Here is a 16059-nt window from a genome sequence, read left to right on the forward strand (position 1 = left end):
GAACTGGCCCACTGACGTGCAGCTCCGCGCCGCCGCTGGGACGGTGTTTCCTGGTGACGAGGTGTTCGTTAGCCGTGGTAACGAAGGGCAAGGATCATCTTCTCCAGTTCCACGCCGGATCCAGAAGCGGGGTAGCGGGACGCCGAGTGCCGCTTGCTGCGCTTCGCTGTGGAATGTGGCCCGGTCGTCTTCGGGGACGAATACCGCGCCGACGTCGGTCAAGGCGCTTGCTGGTGGCCTCTAGGTCCGCCCAGTGCCGGGAGGCGTCGAGCAGCATCCGCGTGAAGCCGTGACTCAACTCTCGCCGTCGCCCGGCCCGTTGCCGCTGAGGAAGTAGAACAGAGCGAAGGAGAGCAGCACGGTGGCTCCGAACGCTCCGCATCCATACTGGAACGACTGCGGAAGAGAGTTGCCGTCGAGGCGCTGCAGGATGCCGTCGACCAGTGCGGCGATGACACCGAGAAGGACGGCGATGGTCGCGAGCAGGAAACGGACGGTACGTGATGCCTGTGACCGAGGCGCGGTCATGATTCTCCCTTCAAGGGGTGGACGGTCGCCAGTAGACCGTTGACGAGGCCGTCGGCCAGAGCGGCCCGTGCGGTCTCGGCGGCCCTGGCCAAGGCGTGGTGAGCGGTGATCTGCGTGTCGAGGGCGTCGACCGCTAGGCCGATACGGCGCTGCTCATCGGGTGGCGGCAGCTTCACCGGCAGCATCCCGAGATTCGCGGCGCTGATGGACGGGATGGCGCTGGCCGCCCCGCTGCGCGCCTCGATCCAGTTTTGGACTGTCGGGGATGAGAGAAGCGCCAGCAGGTAACCGGGGTCCACGCCGTCGTCAGGGCGCACGCGAATCAGATTGGTTGATGGCAACCAACCCTCCTCTGCCGCGGTGACGAGCGCTGTGGGGCCGACCGAGCCGGTGCGAACGATGAGAATGTCACCTAGCCGGATCTGGTACTTCTCCAATGCGCGCGCGCTTTCGGCAGAGAGCAGGACGGCATCCTCGGCCGATATGCGGTGGTCTTGCAGATGTGCGGGCATCACCAGCGGGACACCATTGGCCGCGCGTTCGGCCTTTTTGACGAGGCTGTGGGACGGACCTGCCTGGATGCGGCAGAGATCTGCCAATCGCACGCCCTGCCAGTCGCTCTTGTCCATCGTCCGGTGCGCGATCCTGATGTGGCCGACCCGCTCATCGGCTGCCCGGGCCTGTTCCACCTGGAACTCCAGCGCGGTCGCCGGTCGCGGAACCTGGATCCTGGTGTCACAGCCGGGTGAAAGCGGGGTCTCGAGGATGTGCTCCGAAGGGGCGAGCGAGTAGCCGATCTCCGCGATCTCCGCGATCGGGACGGCGGCCACGCCGCGACCGTCCATCGCATCGGGGAAACTCCCGTCCCCGGAACGCCACCGGTGCACACACTCGGTCAGGGCATTGGTCTCGTCATGGGAGAGGACGCGTTGCTTGCCGTCCTTGGTACCGAACCGGCGGGCGTCGATCAGCAGGATGCGCCCGGTGGGTGCCGCCCTCCGGCCGGTGGGACTCCTGAGGACCCAGATCATCGCCGGAGCCGCAGTTCCGGCGAAGAGCTGGCGGGGCAGGGCGATGACGCACTCCACCGCGCCGTCCTCGATCATCCTCCTGCGGATGTGCAGTTCCCGGGCATCGGTGGACACGGCCGCCTGATTGGGCATTAGCACCCCGGCTCGGCCGCCTGGCGCCAGTGTCCCGAGAATGTGCTGGAGCCAGGCGTAATTGTCGTTGTGCATTGGCGGAGGCCCATAGGCCCAGTCCTTGTCCAGCTCCTCGTGGTGGCCGTGCCGCCGGCTGTTGAACGGCGGGTTGGCCAGGACGAAGTCGGCCTGCCAGGTGGGTGAGACGCTTTGATGAGGCTGAGGATCCACGCCCAACTCCACGTGCGGAACGCCCAGTGCGTGGAGTCTCATCCCCGCGATCTCCAGCAGGTCCCGCGAAGGGCTGGTTCCCGACAACCGCAAGCTTGGAGAGACCTCCATCGCGCCTGCCAGGAACTCCCCACCGCCCAGGAAGGGATCATGGAAACGCCCGTTAGCATCGCCATCTTTGAGTAGCAGATCGACCATGGTCTCCACGACCGAGCGTGGGGTGAAGAACGCCTCGTCAGCCGGCTTACTCCAGGTTTGGAAGCAATCGAGCAGCGGATGGAAGGCGTCCATCCCGAGTTCCTCGCACAACCGCACGATGTGCGCCACGTCGTCGACGGCCTCGGTGTCGAGGTCGTCCAACCGGACCGCCGGACTCGGTGGCAGGCCTCCCGATTCCAGCGCCGCCGCGACCCGGTGGCCGATCGTCCTCAGCAACTTCTGCGGGGCCCATTGTTCGTCGAGGGCGCGGCGCACATCGTCGCGCAGCCGGGACCACGCCGGGCGGTCCCGATGCCGCAACACGATGAGCGAGGAAAGGAAGTAGAGGTAGAGGGTTGGGCGCTCGCGTCCGCGGACTCTCACCGAAAGGGGGCCGAAGAGCTCGGTCAGGACCTCTTGGGCGCGTAGGGCGGCTGCGTCGTTCGGTGCGACGGTCATGGCGTAAGTCTCAGCGGAGAACAGTGCAGTGGCAACTGCGCATCATGATGCGCACATACCCCTGCTCTCTCAGCACACGATTGCCGGTCGGCTTGGTGTGGACCTGTTGTTCGGCTCGCCGACGGCTGCGCGCGGTGGCATCGTGGGCGGGTGGCGCAGAAAGAACGAGGTGTGACGGGTTCGTTTGGCACGTGGCTGGCGGGGTTGAGCCGGGAAGAGTTGGCCGGCCTGCTGATCGAGCGGCCGGACGCGACGGCCGACCCGGAGCCGTCGACGTTGGGTGAGCTCGCGGAACGGCTGTCCGGCCCGCGCGGGGTCATGGCGGCGTTCGTCGCCTGCGATCTGCCGTTGGTGCAGTTCGCGGAGGCGCTCGCGGCCCTCGGCGGCACTGCGGCGAGGTCGGACGCCGAGACGTTGCTGGGCGCCGCGCCGGACGACTTCGCGAGGGTGCTGGACGCACTCGTCCGGTGCGGCCTCGTATGGCCGGCGGATGGTCTCCTGCATCTCGCGGAGCCGTTGAGGGAATGGCCGATTGGGGACGGCCCGCTCGGTCTGGGGTCCTCGGCCGCCATTCTGCTGCCGCACCTGAGAGCCGAGGATCTCCGCCGGATCGTCCGCGGCCTGGGAGTCGAGCCACCTGGCAAGCGCAAGGCCGAGCTGCTGGAGGCGGCTCTCGCGGGCCTGAGTGACGCGGAACGGGTGCGGCGGGTCGTGGCCGCCGCGCCGCAACAGGAGCGGCGCCTGATCGAGAAGGTTGCGCGCGCTGGCCGCGTGGACGACTACCAGGGCAATTACCTGTTCGGCCAGAAAGGCCCGTATGCCTGGGCGCTGGCGCGGGGACTGCTCGTCCAGCCCGACTGGCTGGAGCCGCTCATGCCCGCGGAGGTGGCGCTGGCGCTGCGCGGCCCGTCCTATCAGGCGCCTTTCACACCGGCCGCGCCGTCCGTCGGCACGGCCGCGGCGCCGGAGGCTACGGTGACGGCGGAGTTCGCCGCGGCGTCGGCCCGCGCCGTGGAGCAGATGGAGGCGGTTCTGCGGTCCTGCGCCTCGGAGCCGCCGACCCGCTTGAAGTCCGGTGGCCTCGGCGTCCGGGAGCTGCGGCGGACGGCCAAGCGGACAGGAGGTTCCGAGGACGCCGTCCGGCTCTGGCTGGAACTGGCCGCGGCCGAGGGGCTGCTGGACTGGCGCGACGGCGCGCTCGCTCCGACGGCCGAAGGCGGTGATCCGCTGCCGGCCGCCGAGCGCTTGACGTCCATGGTGCGTACCTGGGCGCACATGCCGCGCCTCCCATTGCTGGACGACCCGGAGGAGGGTCGTGGCGCTTCGCTGGACACTCGGGCGTACGATCCGGCGGCGCCCCGGTTGCGCGCCGCGGTGCTCGGAAGCCTCGCGGGGCTGCCCGGAGGACGCGGCGCGACCGGACCCGAGCAACTGGTCGCGGCGGTGACATGGCGGTCCCCGCTCCTGTTCGAGGACGCCGAGCTGGCACCGCCTTACATCGCGGCCGTCTGGCAGGAGGCGGAACTGCTCGGTGTGCTCGCCCATGGCGCGCTCACTGCGACCGGACGCGTACTGGCGGGCGTCGAGGCTAAGACAACGCTGGACGAGGCCGCCGTGGACGCGCTGGAAGCGGCGTGCGGACGGGTGCTCCTGCAAGGCGACCTGACGGCCGTGGTCCCCGGGCCGCCCGCTCCGTGGCTGGCCGGGCTCCTGGAGCTGGTCGCCGACCGCGAGTCCCGGGGCACCGCCTCGGTCTGGAGGTTCGGCCTGGCCAGCGTGCGGCGCGCTCTGGACGCAGGCCGCTCCGCCGAAGGGATCCGCTCCGACCTGGAGGCAGCGGCGGGCACCGATCTGCCGCAGCCGCTGGCGTACCTGATCGACGATGTCGCCCGCAGGCACGGCGAGGTCACCGTCACCGCGCTCGCCTGCGCGATCTGCTGCTCCCGTCCCGCGCTGCTCGCCGAGATCCTGGCCCATCGAGGGCTGCGCCGGCTGAAGCTCCGGGAACTGGCGCCCACGGTGCTCGCCAGCGCCGAGCCGGTGGACCAGACCCTCATGGCTCTCCGGGCGGCCGGTTACGTACCGGTCGGCGCGGGCGACACTGGCGCACCCTTGATCGAACGCGCACCGGCACGCCCCTCACACCGACCGGCACGCTCCTCACTCCGCGGGAGGCGTCCGGCCGGGACGCACGAGGCTTCCCGGCCGCGCACGCCGATCGACCTGGCCGACCGGCTGCACGGAACGTCACCGGACCTGCCCGCCGAAAACGACGGCGTCGGGGCCGGCATGGCGGACCTTGCTCCGCACCTGTCGGTTTCCGAACGGCGCATGCTGGTCCACGCAGTGCGGACGGGCACTGCCATCGGCATCGATTACGTCAACGCCGAGGGCAATCCCACCACCCGTGTGATCGAGAAGATCCGACTCGACGCCCCCTTCCTCACCGCCTGGTGCCGGCTGCGTGACGACGAGAGGGTCTTCCACATCGGCCGCGTCCAGGCCGTAACCCCGGCCGTTCTCATGACCTGAGGACCGGTCATCGGCGCATCGCCGCCGAGGCCCGCTCCTCACCCGCTGGTGTCGACTGCGCGACCACGATCGGGACTTCCACGCCGGCCGCGTCCGGGCCGTGACCTGAGGATGGTCCGCACATGTTCAGGGGCCGGGACGGCCGGTCTGAGTGTTGTTGGAGGCGCGGACCCGGCGGGGCGGGGTGACGCCCGGAATGACACCAGCACCCAGGTGCTTCTTGAGCAGGTGCTTGAGTTCGGCGCCGTTAATGAGGGTGATGCGGTTGCGCTGTGCGAACTGTTCGCTCGCGCGGCCGAACCAGGATGTCGTCACCAGGACCCCGGTCGTCGCGGTGTGGTCTGCCATGACACCGGTGAGTGCGTGCACGGCTTCTAGACCGACCAGACCGGACCATCTTTTGGCCTGGATCAGGTATACGCCGCCGAAGAACATGTTGTTGCTGGTGGCGACCGCGTCGACACCGCCGTCTATGGACGGGATGGTGGTCCATGCCTCGGCGCCCATCGCGACGAACAGTTGGCGGATGAGGTGCTCGAACTCCGTCGGTGACAGTTTGATGAGGTTGGGCCGGGAATCCAGGCCCGAGACCACGTCCATATCCTCGGTGAACCGGAAGCGCTTGAGGTCAAAGGTGATGAACGGCTCGATGGCCTCCAAATCGTAGGGGTTGGGTGAGACCAGTGCGTTGAGCCGTACCGTCTTGCCGGTGGCGGCGTCGATGGTGGTGAGTCGCCCGTTGAAGACGACCGCCTCCACCACCGCGGGTGGTGTCGCGCTGAAAATCTCGTGCAGGGTTCGTAGCGTGATCTGGGCGATGAGCTGCGCGTACCGCTTTTTCGTCTCGGTGATGGGTCGAGGAAGTGGATCGATGGCATCCCGTGTCTTGACGTACTTGTAGCCGCGGATGTCCGGGATCGTGGTGTTGGGAGGAAATTCGAAGTCCACCACGACGTCGCGGTTCTCCGGCCGGTAGGCGACCTGGACACGTCGAGGGAAGTCATCCGGGTATCGGGAGGCTTGTAGCGCCTGGTCGACGAACCACTCGACCGCTCAGGCTCTCCAGCGTCCAGACCGGCCCGGCGCCGGCTCAACTTGGCGTTCGCGGCCTCTGCTTGCGCTTTCAGTGCCTGCAGATGGCTGGTGTACTCGGCTCGGGCCCGATCGAGGGCGCTGAGTCGCTGCGACTCGCGTTGCTCGTGGGCGGCGAGATCTTCCTCGTATTGCCGCCGCGCTTCGGTGAGTGCTCGCTCGTGGCGGGCGCCGCCACCAAAGAGCCGTCCCACTGGACCTGGCGGTATGGGCGGATAGTCGTCCCATTTGGGAGCCTGCTCCGCCGTTGCGAGGCGACCGGAGTCGAAGGGCGGGATGCGCGGCGTGACCGATAGGTCCTCAATGCGCAACGGCTTCTTCGAGAGAGCATCGGTCAGGGGCGAGTCGAACAGCCCGAGGCGGTGATCGATCTCGGATGTCTTGCGTTCGGCCAGTTCTTGCTGGGCCGCGATATGCTGTTCTTTGCGGCGTTTTTCGGCTTCCTTCTCCTGCCGGGCTCGTCCTCGCTCCGCGCGCTCGGCCTCGCGCCGCATCGCCACCTGCCGTCTTTCCCACTCCGAACGGCCGCCCCCACGCTGCGCCACGGCCGCGACCTCCGGTCAGATCCTGACGAACTCCCCTTGTCCACTGTAAGTTGCCGACTTCCGCAATGGAAGGGATGAACTGCGCCCCGCCCGCGCGGAGACCCCCAGGCCCCGGTGTAGGGGCTTTCCGGGTTCGGGGGAAAGTCGAGCACGGTCGTCGGCCGCAGGCACGTCAGTCCCGACGGTGAGCTGCACTCGGTCCTAGAACATCGGCAAGTGACGAGTGCGGAGCCGTGGACCACGGCTGACCATTCTGAGCAGGCGCACGCAGACCTCCTCGGCCTCGGCCCCGCACTCGGCAGGCGCGCAATCATGTGGCGTCGTATCCCTGCCTTCAGTTGCCAAGCGACGGAAACAGCGCCGACCTTTAATCGGCAGACCAAGGGAAATGGGTTCGTTCCCGGCGTTATGGGTGGACGCTGAAGAAATCTCCGGTGCTGGTTCAGGTCGCATCCCGGTATGTAGCCTCAGGTTTCGATGAAGGGGTCGACGTACAAGAGGTGTAAATGCCGTGGCGTGGGCGGAAAGGAACTTGCTTCCCGCTGTCCGCAGTTGCGTCACGAGGACGGCACCTGGAACCCACGGCATGGTAACTGGTACTTCTACTTGGAACTCGATCCTGGCCGGGGTGGTAAGCGCCGGCGGATCCGCCGGGGTGGGTTCACCACGCAAGAGGACGCTGAGAACGCCCTCGAGGATGCGCGGTGCCGGGCATTGCGCGGCTTGGATCCGGACCTGCGGTACACGGTCGGGCAATACCTTGACGAGTGGCTGGCCGGCCACGGTGGCCTGCGTCGCAGTACCCGCAAATCCTATGGTGAGCACATCGAGTATTACCTCAAACCCCACCTCGGCCACATCGAACTGGACCGGCTACGTGTTGCGCATCTAAATGAGATGTTCGCCGCGATCGACGCCGACAACGAGCGCATCTTGTGGGCTGCCGGGGAACGCCGGCGATTGATTGAGACTGCCCGGCAGGCATGGCGGTCTGGGGACAAGGCCGCACACCGAGCCGCTCGCGCCGAACTCGCCGGGCTTCCGCCGCACCGCCGGACGGTCGGGGCAGCGACCATGCAGCGCATTCGCGCGACGCTTCGGTCGGCTCTGGCGGACGCGGTACGGCAAGGCCTGACCGCAGTGAACGTGGCGAAGCTGGCCAAGCTCCAAACAGGCAAGCGGCCCAAGGCACTGGTGTGGACCAGCGAACGCGTCACCGCATGGCAGGCGGCCTACGAGCGGGAACTGGCCGCAGAGCGGGCCAGCGGCCGTACGGTCAATGCGTTCAAGGTCTGGATGTCGCTGCCGCGCCCTTCGCAGGTGATGGTGTGGACGCCCGAACAGACGGGGACCTTCCTCGACCACGCCGCAGACCACCCTCTCTACCCGTTGTTGCACCTGATGGCGTTCCGGGGCCTGCGACGCGGGGAGGCCTGCGGATTGGCGTGGCCGGACCTGGACTTGGCCGGGACGTCGCTGGCGGTCCGGGAGAACCGTGTGAAGATCACCTACCGGGAGATCGAGGACGGTGACCCCAAGTCCGACGCCGGCGACGACACGATTCCACTCGACTCCGGCACCGTCACCGTGCTCGAAGCCCATCGCGGGCGGCAGGACGAGGCCGTGGCCGAGTGGGGCCAGGCGTGGCAGGAGTCGGGAAAGGTGTTCACGCGGGAGGACGGCTCGGCGCTGCATCCCGATCACGTGACCGACGTGTTCGCCCGGCTGGCCCACGGCGCCGGACTACCGCCCATCCGCCTGCACGACCTTCGCCACGGCGCCGCGACGCTGATGCTCGCCGGTGGCGCGGACATGAAACTGGTCCAAGCGCTGCTGCGACACTCCTCGCTCGCCATCACTGCCGACACCTACACCAGCGTCCTCCCCGAGGTCGCCCGCGAAGCCGCAGAAGCCGCTGCGGCACTGGTGCCAAGGAAGATCCCGGCTGAGGAAGACCGGTCTTCCGTCCTCCCCGCGTCCTCCCAAGGTGAGGAGGAGTAGCCCCTCACCGCGTGCACGTGACGTGTATCCGCAAGCCGCATAGGCGATGCGTTGAGTGGGCCGCCTGGGACTCGAACCCAGAACCTACGGATTAAAAGTCCGGAGCTCTGCCAATTGAGCTAGCGACCCGTCCAGGCAAGGGTACCGAGATCGGGGAGGGGTTCGCGACGGGGTTACCTGGGTGGGGCCAAGTGGACGGGGAGGTGCTTCAGGCCGTTCTGGAAGTTGGAGGCCAGGCGGACGGGGGTGCCGGTGAGGGTGATGCGCAGGGGGAGGAGTTCGCGGAAGACGGCGCGTAGTTGGGTGCGGGCCAGGTGGGCGCCGAGGCAGAAGTGGGGGCCGAAGCCGAAGCTGACGTGGTCGTTGGGGGTGCGGGTGATGTCGAAGCGGTCTGGGTTGGGGAAGACGGTTTCGTCGCGGTTGGCCGAGGCGTGGTAGACGACGACCTTGTCGCCAGGGTTGATCTGCTGGTCGGAGAGGGTGAGTTCTTTCGTGGCGGTTCGGCGGAAGTCCATGACGGGGGGCCAGTAGCGGAGCATTTCCTCTACGGCGGAGGGGAGCAGGGTCGGGTTGGAGCGTAGGCGGGAGAGTTCGGTGGGGTGGTCTAGGAGGGTTAGAAGGCCGCCGGGGATGCCGTTGCGCAGGGTTTCGTTACCGGCGACGGCGAAGAGGAAGAACATGTTCTCGAACTCTTCGGTGGTGAGGCCGCCCTCCAGCATGCGGGACATGATGTCGTCTGAGGGGTGCGCGCGTTTGTCGGCGGCCAGGGCGTGGGCGTAGGTGAACATGTCGGCGAGGGCTGTGTAGGAGCGCGGGTTGATGGGGCTTCCGTCCGGGTGGGTGGACGAGGTGGGCCGCTGCCGCATGGCCAGAAGGGCGATGGGGCTCATGGACGCGGTGTCGGCGGTGGAGAGCCCGGCGTACTCGTCATCCTGGTAGCCGATGACGCGGGACGCCCAGTCGTACAGGAGGCGGCGGTCGGAGTCGGGGACGCCCATGATGTGGGCGAGGGTCCAGACGGGGAGGTCGGCGGCGAGTTCGACGAAGTCGGTGTCCTCGCCGAGGGCCGAGGCGATGAGGGCGCGCGCCCGGTCGTTGATGGTGTCCTCCAGGGCGCGGACGGCGCGGGGCGTGAACGCGGCGGCGACGATGCGGCGGAGGCGGGAGTGGTCGGGCGGGTCCTGGTTGAGCATCATCGCGCGGACGAACGCGAGATCCTCGGGCGTGTCGGGGTCGCGGATCTGGGTGGCGCCGAGGTTGGAGGAGAACAGGTCGGGGGACCGCAGGACGTGTTTGACGTCCGCGTGCCGGAACACCGCCCAGAAGCCGGGTCCGGCGGGCCACGGGCCGACGGCCGGTTCCGGGACCCGGGTGACGGGCGAGTCGGCGCGCAGTTTCCGGAACGTCTCGTACGGCACCCCGGACGCGTAGGCGGCGGGCAGGAAGATCTCCTCGTGCATCTCCTCAGCGTGCATCATGGCGGGTGTGACGGTGAAGCCCGAGGAGATCCTGCGTGACAACTTCGCGCCCTGGGTGTTGGAGCTGGGCCTGGTCGCCGAGGAGGTGGGGGAGGACGGCACGGTGACGCTGCGGCTGCCGTGGTCGGACCGGCTGGCGCGGGAGGGCGGCGCGCTGTGCGGGCAGGCGTTGATGGCTGCGGCCGACACGGCGGTGGTGATCGCGGTGTCGGCGGCGAAGGGGGCGTTCGTGCCGATGACGACCGTTCAGCTCAACACGTCGTTCCAGCGTCCCGTGGTGGGGAAGGATGTCCTGGTCGGGGTGCGCCTGACGAAACTCGGACGGACGCTGGCGTTCGCGGACATCGACATGACGGTGGATCAGGCGACCGTCGCGCATGCCAGCGCCGTGTACGCGATCTTGGGGTGACATGGCACGCATCGAGAAGGTCTCCGTTCCGGACGGCGAGTTCGACCTGCACGTGTGGGGGCAGGGTCCGGGCCCGGGAATTCTGCTGGTCCAGGAGATATTCGGGGTCGGCGAGTACCTGGAGGCGGTCGCCGAGGATCTGGTGGCGCTCGGATATGTCGTGGCCGCGCCCGACGTGTTCTGGCGGATCGAGCCGGGCTGGTCGGTCGTCCACACCGAGGAGGCGCTCCCGAAAGGGATGTCGATGGTCTCCCGGTTCGACTGGGAGAAGGGCGTAGAAGACGCCGCGGCGGCCCTGGAAGTACTGAAGGCCATGCCGGACGTGGAAAAGGTCGGCGTCCTGGGTTTCTGTTTCGGCGGGACGTTGACGTATCTGCTGGCGGCGAAGGCCGAGGTCGATTCCCTGGTGTCGTTCTACGGGTCGGGCGTGCCGGATGCCCTGGGCCAGATCGACGCCATTCAGGCCCCGGTGCAGTTCCACTTCGGTGGCGCCGACCCTTACATCCCCCGCGAGAAGGTCACCGAGGTAGAGCGCGCGGTGCACGGGCGAGACGGCATGGAAATCCACGTCCAGGAAGACGGCGGCCACGCCTTCCACAACCGCAAGGCGCCGATGTTCTACCAACCGGAGCCCGCCGCGCGGGCATGGCGGCTCGCCGAGGAGTTCCTCGCCCGGACGCTGGCGTAGCGGCCGGGTGCGGTCCCGAACCGCGTTCGGAATCTGGGTAGGGTGCTGCTCATGGACCTGAACGGAGTTTCCGCCGTCGTATCCGGTGGCGCGAGCGGTCTCGGTGAGGCCACCGTCCGCGCCCTGGCCGCGGAGGGCGTCAAGGTGGTCGTCGCCGATCTGAACGAGGACAAGGGCAAGGCCGTCGCGGACGAGGTCGGCGGGGTCTTCGTCAAGACGGACGTGTCGGACGAGTCCCAGGTGCAGGCCGCAGTGCAGGCCGCCGTCGACACCGGCAGCCCGTTGCGCGTCATCGTGAACAGCGCGGGCATCGGCTGGGCGTCCCGGACGGTGAACCGCGACGGCTCCCCGCACGACCTCGGCCAGTACGAGACCGTCATCCGGATCAACCTGATCGGCACGTTCAACCTGATGCGGATCGGCGCCGCCGCCATCGCCAAGACGCAGCCGGTGGACGAGGACGGCGCCCGTGGCGTGGTGATCAACACCGCGTCCGTCGCCGGGATCGAGGGACAGACCGGGCAGATCGCCTACTCGGCGTCCAAGGGCGGGATCATCGGCATGACGCTGCCCGCCGCCCGCGACCTCGCCGCGATCGGCGTCCGGGTGAACACGATCTGCCCCGGCATCATCGACACGCCCATCTACGGGCAGGGCGAGGCGGCGGAGGAGTTCAAGGCCAAGCTGGCGGCGCCCGTCCCGTTCCCGAAGCGGATGGGGCGGGCCTCGGAGTTCGCGCACCTCGTCAAGGCCCTGATCGAGAACGACTACATGAACGGCGAGACGATCCGCTTCGACGGCGGCATCCGCTTCCAGCCGAAGTGAGGCCCGAAATGTCCGACACTGCACCGTCCGAGGGAGAACGACCTTCCACGCCCCCCGGCGACCCCGCCGTGCTGACCGAGGAGGACGGCGGCGTCCTCATAGTCACGATCAACCGTCCCAAGGTGCGGAACGCGGTGAACGGTGAGGCGGCACGCGCCATCGCGGCCGCGATGGAGGAGCTCGACGCCCGCAAAGACCTGTCCGTCGGTGTTCTGACCGGCGCGGGCGGCACGTTCTCGTCCGGCATGGACCTCAAGGCGTTCCTCAAGGGCGACATCCCGCATGTGGAGGGACGCGGGTTCGCGGGCCTCGCCGAGCGTCCGCCCGCCAAGCCGCTGATCGCTGCGGTCGAGGGCTACGCGCTGGCGGGCGGCTGCGAGCTGGCGCTGTCCTGCGACATGATCGTCGCGGCGCGGGACGCGGCGTTCGGGCTGCCCGAGCCGAAGCGCGGCCTGATCGCGGGCGGCGGCGGGCTGCTGCGGCTGCCCCGGCGCATCCCGTACCACATCGCCATGGAGATCGCGCTCACCGGTGACGCCTACCCGGCGGACCGGATGGCCGAGCTGGGCCTGGTCAACCGGCTCACCGAGCCGGGCGGCGCGCTGGCGGCGGCGAAGGAACTGGCCCTGAAGATCGCCGAGAACGCCCCGCTGGCGCTCACCGCGACCAAACGAATGATCACCGAGTCCGCGGACTGGACGGCTGAGGAGATGTGGCGGCGGCAGCAGGAGATCTCGTTGCCGGTGATCACGTCCAGGGACGCCCAGGAGGGTCCGGCGGCGTTCGCGGAGAAGCGCCGTCCGAACTGGAAGGGCGAGTAGCCGCAGGCCACCCGCGAGGCCGCCCGCGAGGGCGTGGAACGCCCGGAACCTGATGGTTCCGGGCGTTTTAACATTCAGTGCTTCATGCCCTCAACTATGTGGAAAGTGTGTGGAACACGACCGTTGTCGGGGGTCTCTCCCGGTGGTTATTGTCGGTGCGGCGTCCGTTTCCTCCGGAAGGGAGCGCGCCATGGACGTCGCCGCCGCGCCGTCACGAGGTCGGAAGGGTGCACCACCCGCGCTGGTCGGGCGTTCGACCATGCTCGCGTCCTTGGAGGCCCGCCTCAGCGCGAACGGCAGTGCCGTCCTGACGGGTCCGAGCGGCATCGGGAAGACGGCGCTGCTTGAAGCGGTCGGCGCCGCGGCCGCGACGCGGGGCGAGCTCGTCCTGCGGGTCGCGGGCACGGAGACCGAACGGTGGGTGCCCTGTTCGGGTCTCGCCGAGCTGCTCGACCAGCTGCCCGGCACCCTCACCGCCGAACTTCCGCGCGAGCAGCTGACCGGGCTGCCCGCGCCGCACTCGGCCACGGCCGGGGAGCGCGCGCTCGGCCGGACGTATGCGGACCGGTCCACAACCGACCATGTCGCGTGTCGCCTGGCGTTCCGTGGGCTCCTCGCGCGCTGCGCTGGTGAGCGTCCGGTGCTGCTACTCGTCGACGACGCGCAGTGGCTGGACACCGAGTCCGTCCATGCCGTCCGCTACACGGTGCGCCGTCTCGCCTCTCGCGGCGTGCGGGCCGTCGTCGCCGGACACTGGCCGGACGGTTTCGCAGCGGGCGACGGCGGCAGCGCCCCCTGGACACCCACCCCCGACGCGCTGCACCTACCCGTCCCGCCCCTCGGGCCGGACGAACTGGCCGAGATGTTCGACAGCTACGGGCTGCCCGTCCGCGTCGTGAACACCCTGCACTCCGACTCCGGCGGCAACCCCTATCTCGCGCTCGCGCTCGGCGGCGCGTTCACCGACCGCATCCCGAGGCACTGGCGTCCGGCGCCGCTGCCGCAGCGGGTGCGGGCCGTGATCGCCGAACGGCTGGGACGGCTCCCCGCGCAGGCCCACGAGACGCTGCTGATGGCGGCGCTCGCGATCCGTCCGACGACGGACCTGCTGGGACGAGCCGGACGCGCCGAGGCCGCGCGGGACATCAGGCACGCCGCCGTCCTGGGACTGCTCATCACCGAGGGCGGCGGGATCAGGTTCACGCCGCCCGCCGTCGGGACCGTCCTCGCCGAGTCCGCCGACGCCCAGCATCTGGCGCGGGTGCACCGGGCGCTGGCCGCCGTCGTACCGGACGCGGCGGGACGCACCCGGCACCGCGCGCTCGCCGACCCCGGCCCGAACGCGGAGCTGGCGCACTCGCTCGTGACCGCCGCCGAGCAGGCCGTCCGGCAGGGGTCGCACCGGATGGCCGCCGAGCTGTACCGGCTGGCGGCGGACCGGTCACCGGCCGAACCGGCGGCCGAGCGGCTGGAATGGCTGGTCGCGGCGGCCGAGACGGGCGCGAACGGCGGGCTGCCCGACCTCGTGCACCGCGCCGCCGAGGCCGTCCTCGCCGCCGACGCGACCCACGCGCAGCGGGTGCGGGTCAGGTTGGCGCTGCTCGACCTGTCCGGCCAGGGGCTCGCCGAGATGGGCGAGGTGTTCGCCGCCGCGCTGGTGGACGCGGCCGGTGACCCGGCGCTGCTCGGCCCGCTGCGGATCCGGATGGCCCTCGGCGCCCTGCTGAACGGCGCGCCCGAACGCGCGGAGCACGAGGCCAACAAAGCGCTCGCCCACGCACGAGCGGCGAGCGACACCGCGCTGGAAGCCAAGATCCTCGCCGTCCGGGCGAACATCTCCCTGATCGAAGGACGCGGCGACTACGCGGCCGACATCAAGCGCGCGTTGCGTTTGCCCGAACCGCCGTTGGACGGCCAACTGCACACGACCCCGCGCTACATCGCCGCCTACTGCGCCATCGCCGAGGACAGGCTGAGCGAGGCGCGCACCGACCTGCTGCGCATGCTGGCGCTTGTCGAACGCGGGTCCGGCGAAGAGGTCGTGCACGTGCTGCGGAACCTGACCGAGGTCGCCGTCCGCACCGGCCGTTGCCGGGAGGCGCTCGACTTCGCCGACCGCGCGATGCGCATCACCGAGGAGGCCGCGCTCAGCCCCGGACCCGCCTGGTACCACGGCGCGCTGGCGGAGCTGGCGGGCGGCGGCATCCACCGCGCCGTGGCGCTCGCCGAACGGGGACTGCGGGCGTCCGAGCAGGAGAACGACCTCGTCTTCCAGACGCGGCTGCTGCACGTCCTCGGCGTCGCCCGGATGCGGCTCGGCGACGTCCGCGCCGGGGTCGACACCCTGTGGCGCATCGACGCGCTCGCCGCCACCGACGACCGGGGCCGGGGGCTCGGCTCCCCGATGGCGCTGCGCTGGCACAGCGACCTAGCCGAGGGACTCGCGGCGCTCGGTGAGGTCGACCGGGCCGAGGAGGTGATCCGCGCGACGCGCGCGGTGATCGGCGACCGGTCCCGTGGCGTCGGCGTCACCGGACGGCTGGACCGTGCCGAGGCGTGCGTGCACGCCGCGCGCGGCGAACCCGACGAGGCCGTCGCGCTGCTGAGCCAGGCGGCCGCGCTGTTCGAGCGGCTCGGTCAGCCGCTGGAGGCGGGGCAGTGCCTCCTCGAACAGGCGCGGATCGAACGTCGTCGGCGCCGCAGCGGCCCCGCCCGGCAGGCCGGGTCGGAGGCCCTGGAGATCTTCCTGCGCTGCGGGGCGCGGCCCTGGGCCGAGCAGGCGCGGCACCGGCTCGCCCGTCTCGACATGGGCCTCCAGGACGGGACGACCCCGTTCGGCGCGATGGCGCACGCGACGCTGACCGACGGGGAACGGCGGATCGCGCTGCTCGTCGGGCAGGGCGCCACGAACCAGCAGGTGGCGCACCGGTTGTTCCTCAGCGTGAAGACCGTCGAGGCGTCCCTCACCCGCATCTACCGCAAGCTCGGCATCCGCTCCCGGTCGCAGCTCGGCTCCCTGCTCGGCGGCGGCCCGGACGGTCTCGGCGGCGGCCTCGACGGTCCAGGCGCGACCCTGTCCCGGTAGTCCTGTCCCGGTAGTCCCAGCCGTC

The 16059-nt window shown here is 69.6% G+C and carries 12 protein-coding genes and 1 tRNA gene; 8 read left to right on the plus strand and 5 right to left on the minus strand.

The annotated features are described in order from the left end of the window. Nucleotides 1-294: 294 nt before the first annotated feature. Together ABD808_RS37295 and ABD808_RS37300 are read right to left on the minus strand one after the other, a co-directional pair. Nucleotides 295-528: a hypothetical protein gene (locus ABD808_RS37295; protein WP_344907905.1), complete on the minus strand. Its 234-nt coding sequence runs from the start codon at nucleotides 526-528 to the stop codon at nucleotides 295-297. Beyond that, complete coding sequence (locus tag ABD808_RS37300) at nucleotides 525-2558, minus strand: N-6 DNA methylase (RefSeq protein WP_344907908.1); 2034 nt, start codon at nucleotides 2556-2558, stop codon at nucleotides 525-527. Before ABD808_RS37300 ends, ABD808_RS37295 begins: the two co-directional genes overlap by 4 nt. Before the next feature lie 171 nt (nucleotides 2559-2729). Here ABD808_RS37300 and ABD808_RS37305 point away from each other — a divergent pair, with 171 nt between their 5' ends. After that, nucleotides 2730-5090 carry a helicase-associated domain-containing protein gene (locus ABD808_RS37305; protein ID WP_344907911.1) on the plus strand — a complete coding sequence of 787 codons (2361 nt, stop codon included), beginning with the start codon at nucleotides 2730-2732 and terminating at the stop codon, nucleotides 5088-5090. 126 nt (nucleotides 5091-5216) lie between these two features. Here ABD808_RS37305 and ABD808_RS37310 read toward each other — a convergent pair whose 3' ends face one another. Beyond that, the gene (locus tag ABD808_RS37310) at nucleotides 5217-6041 is read right to left on the minus strand and encodes a restriction endonuclease (RefSeq protein WP_344907914.1); all 825 of its coding nucleotides are present in this window, start codon (nucleotides 6039-6041) and stop codon (nucleotides 5217-5219) included. A gap of 185 nt (nucleotides 6042-6226) precedes the next feature. Between ABD808_RS37310 and ABD808_RS37315 the strand changes: the two genes are divergently transcribed. Both ABD808_RS37315 and ABD808_RS37320 read left to right on the plus strand, forming a co-directional pair. Then, the gene (locus ABD808_RS37315; RefSeq protein ID WP_344907917.1) at nucleotides 6227-6478 is read left to right on the plus strand and encodes a hypothetical protein; all 252 of its coding nucleotides are present in this window, start codon (nucleotides 6227-6229) and stop codon (nucleotides 6476-6478) included. Nucleotides 6479-7243: 765 nt separating this feature from the next. Then, on the plus strand, nucleotides 7244-8728 hold the full coding sequence (locus ABD808_RS37320; protein WP_344907920.1) for a site-specific integrase: 1485 nt from the start codon (nucleotides 7244-7246) through the stop codon (nucleotides 8726-8728). 56 nt (nucleotides 8729-8784) lie between these two features. On the opposite strand, the gene ABD808_RS37325 is transcribed toward ABD808_RS37320, so the two are convergent. Both ABD808_RS37325 and ABD808_RS37330 read right to left on the minus strand, forming a co-directional pair. Next, nucleotides 8785-8857 (minus strand) — tRNA-Lys (locus tag ABD808_RS37325). A gap of 44 nt (nucleotides 8858-8901) precedes the next feature. Then, nucleotides 8902-10206 (minus strand): cytochrome P450, encoded by a 1305-nt coding sequence (locus ABD808_RS37330; RefSeq protein WP_344907923.1) that lies wholly within the window; start codon nucleotides 10204-10206, stop codon nucleotides 8902-8904. 7 nt (nucleotides 10207-10213) lie between these two features. On the opposite strand from ABD808_RS37330, the gene ABD808_RS37335 reads away from it, so the two are divergent. From ABD808_RS37335 to ABD808_RS37355, 5 genes are all read left to right on the plus strand, one after another. Further along, nucleotides 10214-10615, plus strand: a complete 402-nt coding sequence (locus tag ABD808_RS37335) for a PaaI family thioesterase (protein WP_344907926.1) — start codon at nucleotides 10214-10216, stop codon at nucleotides 10613-10615. Nucleotide 10616: 1 nt separating this feature from the next. After that, nucleotides 10617-11303: a dienelactone hydrolase family protein gene (locus ABD808_RS37340; protein ID WP_344907928.1), complete on the plus strand. Its 687-nt coding sequence runs from the start codon at nucleotides 10617-10619 to the stop codon at nucleotides 11301-11303. A gap of 51 nt (nucleotides 11304-11354) precedes the next feature. After that, nucleotides 11355-12128, plus strand: a complete 774-nt coding sequence (locus tag ABD808_RS37345) for an SDR family NAD(P)-dependent oxidoreductase (RefSeq protein WP_344907931.1) — start codon at nucleotides 11355-11357, stop codon at nucleotides 12126-12128. Nucleotides 12129-12136: 8 nt separating this feature from the next. After that, nucleotides 12137-12949: a crotonase/enoyl-CoA hydratase family protein gene (locus ABD808_RS37350; RefSeq protein ID WP_344907933.1), complete on the plus strand. Its 813-nt coding sequence runs from the start codon at nucleotides 12137-12139 to the stop codon at nucleotides 12947-12949. A gap of 190 nt (nucleotides 12950-13139) precedes the next feature. After that, nucleotides 13140-16034 carry a helix-turn-helix transcriptional regulator gene (locus ABD808_RS37355; RefSeq protein ID WP_344907935.1) on the plus strand — a complete coding sequence of 965 codons (2895 nt, stop codon included), beginning with the start codon at nucleotides 13140-13142 and terminating at the stop codon, nucleotides 16032-16034. Nucleotides 16035-16059: the final 25 nt, after the last annotated feature.

It is taken from the genome of Actinomadura meridiana (genome assembly GCF_039537545.1).
GTDB classification, from domain to species: domain Bacteria; phylum Actinomycetota; class Actinomycetes; order Streptosporangiales; family Streptosporangiaceae; genus Spirillospora; species Spirillospora meridiana.